Origin of the sequence: Sphingomonas sp., from assembly GCF_004799495.1 — a bacterium.
Lineage (GTDB): Bacteria > Pseudomonadota > Alphaproteobacteria > Sphingomonadales > Sphingomonadaceae > Sphingomonas.
In genome coordinates this window covers 324,536-337,977 of the sequence record NZ_SSMY01000011.1, presented here as the reverse complement: position 1 = coordinate 337,977, position 13,442 = coordinate 324,536, and the positions used below count along the sequence as shown (strand labels likewise).

Genomic DNA, 13,442 nt, shown 5'->3' with positions numbered 1-13,442 from the left:
CGACATGCCGCTCCGGCGGATCACAGGATTTCGCGCACGCGCTCCGGCGGGCGGCCGAGCCGCACGCCCTTGGGCGTTTCGACCAGCGGGCGCTCGATCAGGATCGGGTGCGCCACCATCGCATCGAGGATTTGGTCGTCGCTGGCGCCCCTCAGCAGCTTGGCCGCGTCCTCGCCGCTGCGCAGCCCCTCGCGCGGGGTCAGCCCGGCGGCGGCGTAGAGTGCCTTGAGCTCGTCGCGGCTCGGCGGATGGTTGAGGTAATCGACCACCTCGACCTCGACCCCCGGCGTGTCGTTCAGGATCGCGAGCGTTTCGCGCGATTTCGAGCAGCGCGGATTGTGCCAGATCGTTGCCTTCATCCCTTGTTCTCCGTCGCCAGGAAATCGACGTCGGTGCGCTCAGGGCCGACGAGCGTCCAGATCACCAGCACGACCGCCGTGATGCCCGCGACCAGCGCCATCGCCAGGCCGTAATTTCCGCCATGCGCTTCGGCGATACCGGCCTGGATCGGCAGGTTGCGCGACGCGATCAAATTACCGAGCTGGTAGGCGACCCCCGGGAACATCCCGCGCACTAGAGCGGGCGACAGCTCGTTCAGATGCACCGGGACGATGCCCCATGCACCCTGCACCGCGACCTGAATCAGGAAGGCGCCGACGCCCAGTAGCAACGGCGTCGCGCTGAACGCCCAGAGTGGGATGACGGGCAGCGCAATCAGGCTGGCGATGACGATGGCGCGCTTGCGTCCGATCCGTTCGGACCAAATGCCGAAGCCGATCCCGCCGACGATCGCGCCGGCATTGCCGACCATCGCCAGAATGCCCGTCAGATGGGTGTCGAAATGGTGCTGTTCCTTGAGAAAGGTCGGATAAACGTCCTGCGTGCCGTGACTGAAGAAATTGAAAGCGGTCATCAGGACAATCAGATAGAGTGCGATCCTCCAGTTTCGCGCGAGTTCGCCGAACGGATTGGCGGGACGCTCGTGCCGCCGCGCTTCGAACGCCGGGCTCTCGTCGACGTGCATGCGGATCAGGAAAACGAGGATCGCCGGCGCGATCCCGACCATGAACATGCCGCGCCAGCCGATCCGATCGAACAGCAGGAAAAAGACCAGGCTGGCGAGGAAATAGCCCGACGGATAGCCCGACTGGAGCAGTCCGGAGACTGGCCCGCGCAGCTTCGCCGGGATCGATTCCATCACCAGGCTCGCGCCGATTCCCCATTCGCCGCCCATGCAGAACCCGAACAAGGTACGGATCACGAACAGGCTGGTCAGGCTCCACGCGAAGGCGGAGGCGAACGAAAAGACGGAGAACAGCAGGATCACGATCATCATGATCGGTCGCCGCCCGAACCGATCCGCCATCCAGCCGAACGCGAACGCGCCGAACGGGCGCGCGGCGAGCGTTAGGAAGGTCGCTTCCGAAACCTGCTTGATCGCTTCCGGTGTCGGCATGCCCGGCAGATATTCCTTCGCGATCGCCGACAGCATGAAGACGAGCAGGAAAAAATCGAACGCGTCGAGTGTCCAGCCGAGATAGCTCGCCCAGATCGAATGGACTTGCTTGCGGTTGAGCCCTTTCAATTCGGCGGCCAGCGACATGCACTTCTCCCCTTTGGTGGGGAGGGTTATGCCAAACGCCGCGTCCGCGCCACCCACCAGGCAAGCACCGCTAGCACGGCATAGGCGAACAGCCCGAGCCAGCCGGTCGCGGGCGGGGCGGGGGCGATCGCGTCGGGCTGCGGGGTCAGCCAGTTGACCGCCTGAAGCGCCGCCATCGCGACGGCGAGCGCCAGCGGCGACCATCGGCCCGCCGCGCCGATTGCGCGTGTGCGGCTGACGAAGAACCACAATCCGCCGAACGCGAAGGCCAGTTCGAGCGGGATTTCGACCCACGGATGGTTCCACAGCCCAAGCCCGAGGGCGGGCGGGCGGCCCGCCAGCGTCAGGTCGGGACGGTGGACGAGCAGGTCGATCAGCCAGTGCGATACGACCACCGCGCCGCCTATCGCTCCCGCCGTCCAGCTCCCGCGCATCGCCTTGACCGCCAACGCGAACAATACACCCCAGCTGATCGCGCCGGCCAGGCTGTGCGTCCACGGCATGTCGTACAGGTCCATCGCGTTCATCGCGGTCGCGTGGGGTACGAACCGCAAATGCTCGACGTCTAATATCAGGAAACTGAAGAACGCGATGTCGACGAGTTGCGCGGCGACGAACAAGGCGCCCAACCGCGGTGATTTGGGTGAGGTCGCCGCGACGAACGCTGGCGCGTAATGACCGATGAACATCGCAGTCCCCTCCGGTATCTACTCGACCTTGCCCGCCTTCCAGTCCTCGATCGCGCCCTTATATTCGTCGGAACCCTTGAGCCGCGCCATATAGGTGATCGGGCGCTTCGATGCGGCGGGGATGAAATCGTACCCGCTGAACGTACCGCGCGCGCCGCAATAGGCCTTGCAGGTGCCATCGCCGTCGTCGAGCAGCAGCTTGGCGCCCTTGACCGACACGGTCAGCGTGCACGGCTGCTTGCCTTCGTAAGCCGATATTTCCTTCTCGCGGTAGACCAGCGTGTTGCCGACCGCTTTCGCGATCGCGGAAATCCCGCATTGGTGGCCGTTGTAGAACTGCAGGTCGGCGCGGACATAGGCATGGGTCGCGTCGACCGGCACGATTTCGACGACATCGTCGGACCAGTATTTGGAGCCATCGACGAACCCGTTCTGGAAGTGCCTGGAATAGCGCCCGGCGAGCGCGGTGACGGGGGAGGCGGGCGCGGCGGCGATCCCCAGCGTCGCCAGAAGGAGAACGGTCTTCCGCATTGCTTCCCCCCTTCATGACGTCACGCGGCCGGGTCGGCGGCCTCCTGCTTCGCCAGCCATTCCTCGAGCCACTTGATCGTATACTGCCCTTCGAGGAACTCGGGGTCCTCGATCAGCGCCCGGTGGAGCGGGATCGTGGTCTTCATCCCTTCGATCACATATTCCTCAAGCGCACGGCGGAGGCGCCTGATCGCGCCGGCGCGGGTGGTGCCGTAGACGATCAGCTTGGCGATCATCGAATCGTAATAGGGCGGCACGCGGTAGCCGGCGTAGAGGCCGCTATCGACGCGGACGTTCATCCCGCCGGGGGCGTGATATTGGCTCACGAGGCCCGGCGAGGGGGCGAAGGTCTTGGGGTCCTCGGCGTTGATGCGGCATTCGATCGCATGGCCGCGGAAATGCACGTCTTCCTGCCGCAGCGTGAGACCATGACCTTCCGCGACGCGAATCTGCTCGCGCACGAGGTCGAGCCCGGTGATCGCCTCGGTCACCGGGTGCTCGACCTGCAGCCGGGTGTTCATTTCGATGAAGTAGAATTCGCCGTCTTCCCACAGGAACTCGATCGTTCCCGCGCCGCGATAGCCCATGTCGGCCATCGCCTTGGCGCAGATGCCGCCGATCCGCTGGCGCTCTTCGGACGACAGGACAGGGGAGGGCGCTTCCTCGAGCACCTTCTGGTGGCGGCGCTGGAGCGAGCAGTCGCGCTCGCCCAGATGGATCGCGTTGCCGTTACCGTCGCCGAATACCTGGACTTCGATGTGGCGCGGGTTGCCGAGGTATTTTTCGAGATAGACCGTAGCGTCGCCGAAAGCGGCCTTCGCCTCGCTGCCCGCCTGCTGCATCTGGGTTTCGAGCTCGTCGGGATCGTAGACGACCTTCATGCCGCGCCCGCCGCCGCCCGATGCGGCCTTGATGATCACCGGATAGCCGGCCTCGGCGGCGATCTTCTTCGCTTCCTCGACATCGCTGATCGCGCCGTCCGATCCGGGGACGAGCGGCAGGCCGAGCGCGCCCGCGGTGCGCTTCGCCTCGATCTTGTCGCCCATCGTGCGGATATGCTCGGGCTTGGGTCCGACGAAGATGATGCCATGCGCTTCGATGATCTCGGCGAACTTGGCGTTCTCGCTTAGGAAACCGTAGCCCGGATGGATCGCGTCGGCGCCCGAAATTTCGGCGGCGGAGATGATGCGCGGCACGTTGAGATACGATTCGCCCGCGGGCGGCGGCCCGATGCAGATCGCCTCGTCGGCCAGCCGCACGTGCATCGCATCGGCGTCGGCGGTCGAGTGCACCGCGACCGTCTTGATCCCCATTTCGTGGCACGCGCGGTGGATGCGCAACGCGATTTCGCCGCGATTGGCGATCAGCAGTTTCTTGATCTCGGGCATTCTTGATTCCTAGACCGCACCGGCCCGCTCCCCCACCCGGCCGCCCATAGAATAAACTGATTGGGCGGTCGGGTGGGGGAGCGGGCCGGTGCGGCGCATAAAAAAGCGCGTTACTCGACGACGACGAGCGGCTGGTCGAATTCGACCGGCTGGCCGGTGTCGACCAGGATCGCGGTGATGGTGCCGGCGCTCGGCGCGGTGATCGGGTTCATCACCTTCATCGCCTCGATGATGAGGAGCGTGTCGCCCGCGGCGACCTTTTGCCCGACCGCGATGAACGGCTTCGCTTCGGGGTTGGGGGTCAGATAGACCGTTCCGACCATCGGCGACTTGACCGCGTTGGCGGCGCTCGGCGCGGCGGGCGCTTCGGCTGCCGGAGCGGCGGACGCCGGCGCGGCGGCTGGGGCCGCGGGCGCCGGGGCGTAATGGACGGGCGCAGGCGCAACGGGGCCGCCTTGCCGTGCGACTCGGACCTTGCGGTCGCCGTCTTCGACCTCGATCTCGGTCAGGTTGGTGTCATCGAGCAACGCTGCGAGTTGGCGGACCAGCTCGACATCGACCCGCATCGCCCCACTGTTCTTGTCTTCTGCCATGCAACCCTCTTCTGCCCGTATTCGGGCTGAGTCAAAGGCGCGCCCATTGTCAGAGACGGGCGGCGGCTTCAAGCGCGAGCATATACGATAGCGCCCCGAACCCGGAAATGGTTCCGCGTGCGGCACGACCCACGAAGCTGGCGTGCCGGAAGGAATCGCGCGTCAGCGGGTTCGACAAATGCACCTCGATCACCGGCACGTTGATTGCCTTGATCGCGTCGAACAGCGCGATCGACGTGTGCGTGAAGGCGCCGGCGTTGAGCAGGATGGCCTTGACCCCGCGGTCCTGCGATTCGTGGAGCCAGTCGACCAGATGCCCCTCGTGGTTCGATTGCCGCACGTCGATCGCGAAGCCCAGTTCCTTGCCGCGCTCGGTCAGCCGCCCGGCGATGTCGTCGAGCGTGTCCGCCCCGTAAATCTCCGGCTCGCGCGTGCCGAGCAGGTTGAGATTGGGGCCGTTCAGGACGAGAATTGTTTCGGGCACGACAGCCTTTCCGTGTGGCGCTCTGGCCTGCGTCCCTATATCGCGAATTGCGATGAATACCATGCACACCGACGGCACCGTCTCGATCACCGTGAATGGCGAGCACCGCCGAGTCGCGGCTGACCTTTCACTCGCGCAGCTTGCCGCGGAGCTCGGACTCGTCCCCGAAAAGGTCGCGGTGGAGCGCAATCTGGAGGTCGTGCCGCGCTCGACGCTGGCGCAAGTGATGGTCGAGGATGGCGACGAGATCGAGATCGTCCATTTCGTCGGCGGCGGCGACCATGCGACGGTGAAGACCGACGACAGCTGGACCGTGGCGGGCAAGACGTTCCGCTCGCGGCTGATCGTCGGGACCGGTAAGTACAAGGATTTCGCGCAGAACGCCGCCGCGGTCGAAGCATCGGGGGCGGAGATCGTCACGGTGGCGGTGCGTCGCGTGAACGTCAGCGATTCGACCGCGCCGATGCTGACCGATTTCATCGACCCGCAGAAGATCACCTACCTGCCCAACACCGCCGGCTGTTTCGACGCCGACAGCGCGGTCCGCACGCTGCGGCTGGCGCGCGAGGCGGGAGGCTGGGAATTGGTCAAGCTCGAGGTGCTGGGCGAGGCGCGGACGCTTTATCCCGATATGAGGGAAACGCTCAAAGCCACGGAAATCCTGGTCAAAGACGGCTTTAAGCCGATGGTCTATTGCGTCGACGACCCGATCGCCGCGAAGCAGTTGGAAGAGGCCGGCGCGGTGGCGATCATGCCGCTCGGCGCACCGATCGGGTCGGGACTGGGGATCCAGAATCGCGTGACCGTCCGGCTGATCGTCGAGGGCGCGAAGGTGCCGGTGCTGGTAGATGCGGGAGTGGGTACCGCTTCGGATGCCGGCGTCGCGATGGAACTCGGCTGCGATGGGGTGCTGATGAACACGGCGATCGCCGAAGCCAAGGATCCGGTCATGATGGCGCGCGCGATGAAACTGGCGGTCGAAAGCGGGCGTTTGTCCTATCTCGCAGGACGAATGGGGCGGCGGATGTACGCCGATCCGTCCAGTCCGCTCGCGGGGCTGATTTGAGAGGAGCGCGCATGCGTCTGTGGATCCTGGCGGGCGCATCGCTGCTCGCCGCCTGCAACGGCGGCAAACCCGAGGTCGAGAACCAGCAGTCGCTGGTCAACGAAGGCGCCGCAAAACCTGCGCCCGCGCCGCAACCGGTGACGCTCACGGCGATCGACGGCGTCACGGTGTACGGCACCTATTATCCGGCGGCCGAGCCCAAGGCGCTGATCCTGCTGTTCCATCAAGCGGGGTCGTCGAGCGGCGAATATGCCGACATCGCGCCGCGGCTGGCGCGCGCTGGCTATTCGGCGCTGGCGATCGATCAGCGCATCGGCGGCAACCTCTACGGCGCCAACCGCACGATGGTGGGCTATACCGGCAAGACCGATTATCTCGGCGCGCTGCCCGACCTCGAAATCGCGCTCAAATGGGCCGATGCTAAAGGGTTGCCGGTCGTGTTGTGGGGATCGAGCTACTCGGCGAGCCTCGTTTTTCTGCTCGCTAATGCTCAAGATGCGAAGAACAGCGTCAAGGCGGTGATCGCCTTCTCCCCCGGCGAATATTTCGACGACAAGAAGATGGTCGAGGCCGCAGCCGCGAAGGTGACGGTGCCGGTCTTCGTCACCTCGGCGAACGCGCTGGAGGAGGAGGCTGCGGCCAAGGCGATCGTCGCCGCGACGGCCAGCACCGACCGTCTGCAATACGTCCCGCGCAGCGGCGTCCATGGGTCGTCGACGCTCAACCCGGCCAAGAACCCGGCCGGTGCGGACGAGAATTGGGCGGCGGTGCTGGGGTTTCTGAAACGCGTCTTCCCCTAGGAACCGCGCGCTCGGATAACCGTTTCAATTTCCGCAGCTTATACGCGGATACCCCCGTCCGCGCGAAGCGAAACGACAGGAGCGTTTCGATGGGTGAACTCACCGACAAGGTCAAAGGCAATGTCGACGAAGCGGTCGGCAAGGCGAAGCAAGCGATCGGCGGCCACCAGGGCGATGCCGAACTGCACGACGAAGGCGTGGCCCAACAGGGCAAGGGCAAGGCCGAACAGCTCATCGGCAAGGTGAAAGGCGCGCTGGGCGACGATATCTGATCGCTGCGCGGCTCGACGCCGTCATTTGGCTGATGTGGGAGGGGCCGCCTGGTACCGGGCGGCCCCTTTTCTTTGCCGACTCGACGCGGCAAGAGTGGCTTTCATCGGGGGAGCGGACATGCCGGATTACGAGATTGTCACCGACGGATTGCGCTTTCCCGAAGGACCGGTGGCGATGGCCGACGGTAGCATCGTCCTGGTCGAGATCGCCGCCGGCCGGATCACGCGCGTGCGACCTGATGGATCGAAGGAAACGGTGGCCGAACCCGGCGGCGGGCCTAATGGCTTGGCGATCGGCCCCGATGGCAAGCTCTACTGCTGCAACAACGGCGGGTTCAACTATGTCGACCGCAACGGCCTCCTCGCGCCGCACGGACAGGCCGATGATTATTCGGGGGGGCGGATCGAACGGATCGACTTAGCGACTGGCGCCGTCGAGATCCTCTACAAGGACGGGGATTTCGGCTGCGTGCTGCGCGGGCCCAACGACATCGTGTTCGACGACGCCGGCGGGTTCTGGTTCACCGACCACGGCAAGACGCGCGAACGGGAGCGCGACGTCACCGGCATTTTCTATGCGAAGGCCGACGGCAGCCACCTCGAGGAAGTGATCTTCCCGAGCGAGAATCCCAACGGTGTCGGCCTGTCACCCGACGGCAAGCGACTCTATGCCGCGGAAACCTATACGTGCCGGCTGATGGCGTTCGATGTGACTGCGCCGGGGCAGGTCGACGGCACCGCGGGGCCGGGTGGTCCCGGCATTCCGCTCTATCGCCCGGCGGGGTACAAATTCTTCGATTCGCTCGGGGTCGAGGAGAGCGGCAACATCTGCGTCGCAACGATCGGCGAATGCGGGATCAGCGTGATTTCGCCGGCGGGCGAGCTGGTCGAGTTCGTGCCGACCGACGACATCTTCACCACCAACATCTGCTGGGGCGGGACGGACATGATGGATGCCTATATTTGCCTGTCGGGCACCGGGCGGCTGGCGAAGATGCGCTGGCCGCGGCCCGGTTTGAAGTTGGCGTACAACGCATGATCCGCATCATCGGCAATCACGTCTCGCCCTACGCGCGCAAGGTGTTCCTGTCGCTCGACCACAAGGGCGTGGACTATGAAGTCGACCCGATCGTGCCGTTCTTCGGCAGCGACGAGTTCACCAAGCTCAATCCGCTGCGCCGTATCCCGGTGCTGATCGACGGTGACCTGGTGATCCCCGATTCCACGGTGATTTGCGAGTATCTGGAGGACCGCTACCCGGAGAAGCCGCTCTATCCGCGCGATCCGGCGGAGCGCGCGCGGGCGCGCTGGCTCGAGGAATTCGCGGACAGCCGGTTGGGCGACGTGATGATCTGGAAGCTGTTCTTCCAGCGCAACGTCCGCCCGCGCGTATGGCAGCAGGAATGCGATGAGGCGGCGGTCGTGCAGGTGCTGGCGCACGAATTGCCCGAGGCGATCGACTGGCTGGAGACGCAAGCGCCGTTTGCCGGCTTCCTGTTCGCAGATCTGTCGATGACCGACCTGACTTATGCCGCGTTCTTCCGGAACGCCGCGCTTGCGGGCTGGAGCCCGGATGCGGCCCGGTGGCCGCGCGTCGCGGCGTGGATCGACCATGTCACCGCGACACCGCTGTTCGCGCGGTCGATGGTGTTCGAGCAGATCATGCTGACCACGCCAGGCAAGGAAATTCCGGTGGCGCTGGCGGCGGCGGGGCTGAACGTGACGGCGCAAAGCATTCGCGCAAAGGAGCCGCGGCGCGGGCCGATGACGGTATGACGCGCGACACCGTCATCTTCGATTTCGGCGGGGTGATCACGTCGTCACCGTTCGAGGCGTTCAACCGGCTGGAGGAAGAGCGTGGGCTGCCGCGCGACATCATCCGCCGGATCAATGCGCTGGAACGCGACGGCAATGCCTGGGCACGGTTCGAGCGCGCGGAGATCGATGCCGCGACGTTCGATGCGATCTTCGCCGAGGAAGCGCGTGCGCTGGGTCACGAATTGCGCGGCGACGACGTGCTGGCAGTGCTGGCGGGCGATATCCGCCCGGCGATGGTCGCCGCGCTCGATTGGCTCAAAGCCAACGGCTACCGGATCGGGTGCATTACCAACAACGTGCCGACCGGCAGCGGGGCGGGAATGGCGCGGACCGCGGAAAAAGCCGCGGCCGTCGCGGCCATCCTCGCGCGGTTCGATCATGTCGTCGAAAGCTCGAAGGTCGGTATCCGCAAGCCCGACCCGGCGATCTACCACATGGCGTGCGATGCGCTCGGCGTCGCTCCGGCGCAGTGTGTCTATCTCGACGACTTGGGGATCAACTGCAAACCCGCCGCCGAACTCGGCATGGCGGCGATCAAGGTGATCTCGGAAGATCAAGCGCTCGCCGATCTCGAGGTAGCACTGGGCTTGGGCGCGGGAACGCTATAGCGTCGCGGCGTGGCGATCCGCAGGCATCACGAGGGCCATCTCGTCCAACGCATCGGCTGGTTGCGCGCCGCCGTGCTCGGTGCGAACGACGGTATCCTGTCGACCGCCAGCCTGATCGTCGGCGTGGCAGCGGCGAATGCCAGCCAATCGTCGGTGTTGCTGACGGGCGTGGCGGGGCTCGTCGCGGGGGCGATGTCGATGGCGGCCGGCGAATATGTTTCGGTCAGCAGCCAGGCCGACACCGAGCGCGCCGATATCGCGCGCGAAAAGGCGGAACTGGCCGACGAACCCGATGCGGAACGGCGCGAGCTGGCGGCAATCTACCGCCAGCGCGGCCTCGACCATGATCTGTCGCTGCGAGTCGCCGATCAGTTGATGGCGCACGACGCGCTTGGCGCTCACCTGCGCGACGAACTGGGAATCAGCGAGAATCTGGCGGCGCGGCCGATACAGGCGGCGCTGGCGTCGGCGGCCAGTTTCGCGGCGGGTGCGATCGTCCCGGTTTTGGCGACCCTGCTCTTCGGCGGCGAGCGGCTTGTCGTCGCGGTGATCGGCATCACGCTCGTCCTGTTGGCCATAACGGGCGGGATCGGCGCCCGCGTAGGCGGGGCGAACATCGTGCGTGGCGCGCTTCGCGTGGTGTTTTGGGGCGCGCTCGCACTCGCGGCGACCTTTGCGATCGGACGCGTGTTCGGGACGCGCGTCTAGCGATCGCAACCTCTGCGGCTTGCCCCGGCACCGCCGCGCTTCTATTCGCCGGAAATCATTAGGGAGTCCGCATGGCCCGTAAATTATATCCCGATGCCGCGTCGGCGCTCGACGGCGTATTGTTCGACGGCATGACGATCTGCGCGGGGGGGTTCGGCCTGTGCGGCATCCCGGAGCGGCTGATCGACGCGATCCGCGACGCCGGGACCAAGGAGTTGACGATCGCCAGCAACAATGCCGGGATCGACGGTGAAGGGCTCGGCAAGCTGCTGCGCACGCGCCAGGTCAGGAAGATGATCAGCTCGTACGTCGGCGAGAACAAGGAGTTCGAACGGCAATATCTGGCTGGCGAGCTGGAGGTCGAATTCTGCCCGCAGGGGACGCTCGCCGAGCGCTGCCGCGCGGGCGGGGCCGGGATTCCCGGTTTCTACACCAAGACCGGGGTTGGGACGCAGGTCGCCGACGGCAAGGAGGTCAAGAATTTCGACGGTGAGGATTACATCCTCGAGCGCGGCATTCGCGCCGATCTGTCGATCATCAAGGGGTGGAAGGCCGACGAGAGCGGCAACCTGATCTTCCGCAAGACCGCGCGCAACTTCAACCAGCCGATGGCGACCGCAGGACGCGTCTGCGTAGCGGAGGTCGAGGAAGTCGTCCCCGTCGGCAGCTTCGATCCCGACCAGGTCCATTTGCCGGGCATCTACGTCAACCGAATGATCGTCGGCGCGCCGTACGACAAGAAGATCGAGTTCCGCACCGTTCGCGAGCGGGCCGCGGCATGAGGCGCGCTTTCGCACTGGCGCTGCTCGCGGGCAGCATGTCGCTCAACGGCTGCATCGCCGCCGCCGCGCCCATTATTTCGGGCGCGCTGATCGGCAAGAAGAAGTTCTTCGACAAGAAGCGCGACGAAGACCTGCCGTCGTCATCGCGACGCGGCACGCCGGTTGCTGTCGCGGCGGCGGCACAACCCGCGACGCCCGCGGATGCGCCGGGCCAAGCGACGCCGCTTCCCACCGCTCCGCCGCCCGCGGTGCCGGACAGCGTACCGCCCGGGATGCAGTATCTCTACGGATCGGGCGAGGCGTCGGCAATCAGCATCCAGGCGTATCTCAGCCTGACCGATTTCCTGCTCGCGCGCGCCAGCGACTTTCAGGTCGGGCACCCGGTGCAGTCGGTGGTGCTCGCGCCCAACGCGACGCTCGCTGCGCCGAAATTCATGACGTGCGGGCCGAGCCAGCAGCCGGCGGTGGTCCTCGACATCGACGAAACCGCACTGCAGAACCTGGGCTACGAAGCCGACGACAGCCAGCGCAACGGCCCGTACGACCAGAGCCGCTGGGACCGTTGGGAAACGAGCGGGATCGGCGCAGTCGAGCCGGTGCCGGGCGCGCTCGAAGCGATCCGCGCGGCACAGCGTGCCGGAATCACCGTGGTCTATAATTCGAACCGTTCGGTGGCGACCGCGGATTCGACCGTTGCCGCGCTGACGCTCGCGGGGCTTGGCCCGGCGGTGCACCTCAAGAATCTGTGGCTCAAGGGTGATGCCGGCAATACGGGCGGCGGCAAGGACGCGCGCCGCTGGGCGATCTCTGCCAAATATTGCGTCATCGCGATGGTCGGCGACCAGCTCGGCGATTTCACCGACCTATTCAACGCGGGTGACATGACGCCGGCGTCGCGCCGCGCGATGACCAATTCGCCGCTGCTCCGCATGCTGTGGGGGCACGGCTGGTTCGTACTGCCCAACCCGGTCTACGGCACGGCGCTCAAGGGCAATATCGACGACGTCTTCCCGAAGAATCGGCGCTGGACCGATCCTGGGCCATCGATCGGCAACATGCCCGCGCCGGTCAGCCCGGCACCTCCGCCCGTCGTTGTCTACCCGCCAGCGCCGACACCGGGACAAACGAAATGAGCGACGACAAACCGATCCCGATCGATCTGGTACCCTATGCCGAGATGCTGGGCGGGGGGCGCGAGTTCCTGCGTGCCTGGGCCAAGGATAATGGCCCGGCTAGCTATTTCATCAACCCGCGCGCGCTGGGCGCCGACCCAGCCATGTTCGGTATCGCCTTGGTCGATGCCGCGCGCCATGCCGCCGCCGCGTGGGGCAAGGCGCTGGGGCGTCCCGAGGCCGAGATGCTCGATCGCATCTGGGAAGGAATGGCCGCCGAGCGCGATGCGCCGACCAATGATTTGCCGCTGCCGATCGCGGTGGCCAGAAAGGACGATTGATGGCCTGGACTCGCGACGACATGGCGGCGCGCGCCGCGAAGGAATTGCGCGACGGCTATTACGTGAACCTCGGCATCGGCATCCCGACCCTGGTCGCGAACCACATCCCGGCGGGCGTCGAAGTGACGCTGCAGTCCGAGAACGGCATGCTCGGGATCGGGCCATTTCCCTATGACGACCAGGTCGACCCCGACCTGATCAACGCCGGCAAGCAGACGATCAGCGAGCTGCCGCAATCGGTCTATTTCGGCTCGGAGCAGAGCTTCGCGATGATTCGCGGCGGGCATATCGACCTGACCGTGCTCGGCGCGATGGAAGTCGCGGAGAATGGCGACATCGCCAACTGGATGATCCCGGGCAAGATGATCAAGGGCATGGGCGGCGCGATGGACCTGGTCGCCGGGGTCAAGAAGATCATCGTCGTAATGGAGCACACGTCGAAGAACGGCGACCCGAAGTTCATCCCGTCCTGCACCTTGCCGCTGACCGGCAAGAACGTGGTCGATATGATCATTACCGACCTTGCCGTTTTCCAGCGGCCCGACCACCATTCGCCGTTCCGGCTGATCGAGATCGCGCCCGGCGTGACCGCGGACGAGCTCGCGGCGAAGACGACCGCGAGCTATGAAGCGATGGCGACAGCCTGA

18 protein-coding genes are annotated in these 13,442 nt (G+C 65.7%); 11 read left to right on the top strand and 7 right to left on the bottom strand.

Annotation, left to right across the window (positions count from 1 at the left end; all coding sequences use genetic code 11):
• Positions 1-20: 20 nt before the first annotated feature.
• The 7 genes from arsC to aroQ all read right to left on the bottom strand — a co-directional run bounded on the left by arsC (position 21) and on the right by aroQ (position 5,288).
• Complete coding sequence (arsC, locus tag E7773_RS13070; RefSeq protein ID WP_293992013.1) at positions 21-359, bottom strand: arsenate reductase (glutaredoxin); 339 nt, start codon at positions 357-359, stop codon at positions 21-23.
• Entirely contained in the window at positions 356-1,603 is a 1,248-nt protein-coding gene (locus E7773_RS13065) for an MFS transporter (protein ID WP_293992010.1), read from the bottom strand. The genes arsC and E7773_RS13065 overlap by 4 nt, the downstream gene beginning before the upstream one ends.
• A gap of 26 nt (positions 1,604-1,629) precedes the next feature.
• Entirely contained in the window at positions 1,630-2,292 is a 663-nt protein-coding gene (locus tag E7773_RS13060) for a hypothetical protein (RefSeq protein ID WP_293992009.1), read from the bottom strand.
• Positions 2,293-2,310: 18 nt separating this feature from the next.
• Complete coding sequence (locus E7773_RS13055; RefSeq protein WP_293992008.1) at positions 2,311-2,823, bottom strand: hypothetical protein; 513 nt, start codon at positions 2,821-2,823, stop codon at positions 2,311-2,313.
• A 20-nt stretch (positions 2,824-2,843) separates the two neighbouring features.
• Positions 2,844-4,211: an acetyl-CoA carboxylase biotin carboxylase subunit gene (accC, locus tag E7773_RS13050; RefSeq protein ID WP_293992006.1), complete on the bottom strand. Its 1,368-nt coding sequence runs from the start codon at positions 4,209-4,211 to the stop codon at positions 2,844-2,846.
• A 110-nt stretch (positions 4,212-4,321) separates the two neighbouring features.
• The gene (accB, locus tag E7773_RS13045; RefSeq protein WP_293992003.1) at positions 4,322-4,804 is read right to left on the bottom strand and encodes an acetyl-CoA carboxylase biotin carboxyl carrier protein; all 483 of its coding nucleotides are present in this window, start codon (positions 4,802-4,804) and stop codon (positions 4,322-4,324) included.
• Positions 4,805-4,853: 49 nt separating this feature from the next.
• The gene (gene aroQ / locus E7773_RS13040; protein ID WP_293992001.1) at positions 4,854-5,288 is read right to left on the bottom strand and encodes a type II 3-dehydroquinate dehydratase; all 435 of its coding nucleotides are present in this window, start codon (positions 5,286-5,288) and stop codon (positions 4,854-4,856) included.
• A gap of 61 nt (positions 5,289-5,349) precedes the next feature.
• On the opposite strand from aroQ, the gene thiS reads away from it, so the two are divergent.
• From thiS to E7773_RS12985, 11 genes are all read left to right on the top strand, one after another.
• The gene (gene thiS / locus E7773_RS13035) at positions 5,350-6,354 is read left to right on the top strand and encodes a sulfur carrier protein ThiS (protein ID WP_293992314.1); all 1,005 of its coding nucleotides are present in this window, start codon (positions 5,350-5,352) and stop codon (positions 6,352-6,354) included.
• Positions 6,355-6,365: 11 nt separating this feature from the next.
• Positions 6,366-7,154 (top strand): alpha/beta hydrolase, encoded by a 789-nt coding sequence (locus E7773_RS13030; RefSeq protein WP_293991998.1) that lies wholly within the window; start codon positions 6,366-6,368, stop codon positions 7,152-7,154.
• Between the two features lie 89 nt (positions 7,155-7,243).
• Complete coding sequence (locus tag E7773_RS13025) at positions 7,244-7,426, top strand: CsbD family protein (RefSeq protein WP_293991996.1); 183 nt, start codon at positions 7,244-7,246, stop codon at positions 7,424-7,426.
• Between the two features lie 118 nt (positions 7,427-7,544).
• Positions 7,545-8,465 carry an SMP-30/gluconolactonase/LRE family protein gene (locus E7773_RS13020; RefSeq protein ID WP_293991994.1) on the top strand — a complete coding sequence of 307 codons (921 nt, stop codon included), beginning with the start codon at positions 7,545-7,547 and terminating at the stop codon, positions 8,463-8,465.
• The gene (locus E7773_RS13015; protein ID WP_293991992.1) at positions 8,462-9,202 is read left to right on the top strand and encodes a glutathione S-transferase family protein; all 741 of its coding nucleotides are present in this window, start codon (positions 8,462-8,464) and stop codon (positions 9,200-9,202) included. Before E7773_RS13020 ends, E7773_RS13015 begins: the two co-directional genes overlap by 4 nt.
• Positions 9,199-9,852 (top strand): HAD-IA family hydrolase, encoded by a 654-nt coding sequence (locus tag E7773_RS13010; protein WP_293991989.1) that lies wholly within the window; start codon positions 9,199-9,201, stop codon positions 9,850-9,852. Before E7773_RS13015 ends, E7773_RS13010 begins: the two co-directional genes overlap by 4 nt.
• A 15-nt stretch (positions 9,853-9,867) precedes the next feature.
• Positions 9,868-10,560, top strand: coding sequence for a VIT family protein (locus tag E7773_RS13005; RefSeq protein WP_293992312.1), 693 nt, complete (start codon positions 9,868-9,870; stop codon positions 10,558-10,560).
• Between the two features lie 71 nt (positions 10,561-10,631).
• Positions 10,632-11,342 carry a CoA transferase subunit A gene (locus tag E7773_RS13000; RefSeq protein WP_293991986.1) on the top strand — a complete coding sequence of 237 codons (711 nt, stop codon included), beginning with the start codon at positions 10,632-10,634 and terminating at the stop codon, positions 11,340-11,342.
• A complete protein-coding gene (locus E7773_RS12995) occupies positions 11,339-12,475 on the top strand; it encodes an HAD family acid phosphatase (RefSeq protein ID WP_293991983.1) in 1,137 nt (378 codons plus the stop codon). Before E7773_RS13000 ends, E7773_RS12995 begins: the two co-directional genes overlap by 4 nt.
• Positions 12,472-12,795 carry a DUF5076 domain-containing protein gene (locus E7773_RS12990; protein WP_293991981.1) on the top strand — a complete coding sequence of 108 codons (324 nt, stop codon included), beginning with the start codon at positions 12,472-12,474 and terminating at the stop codon, positions 12,793-12,795. The genes E7773_RS12995 and E7773_RS12990 overlap by 4 nt, the downstream gene beginning before the upstream one ends.
• Positions 12,795-13,442 carry a 3-oxoacid CoA-transferase subunit B gene (locus tag E7773_RS12985; protein WP_293991979.1) on the top strand — a complete coding sequence of 216 codons (648 nt, stop codon included), beginning with the start codon at positions 12,795-12,797 and terminating at the stop codon, positions 13,440-13,442. The genes E7773_RS12990 and E7773_RS12985 overlap by 1 nt, the downstream gene beginning before the upstream one ends.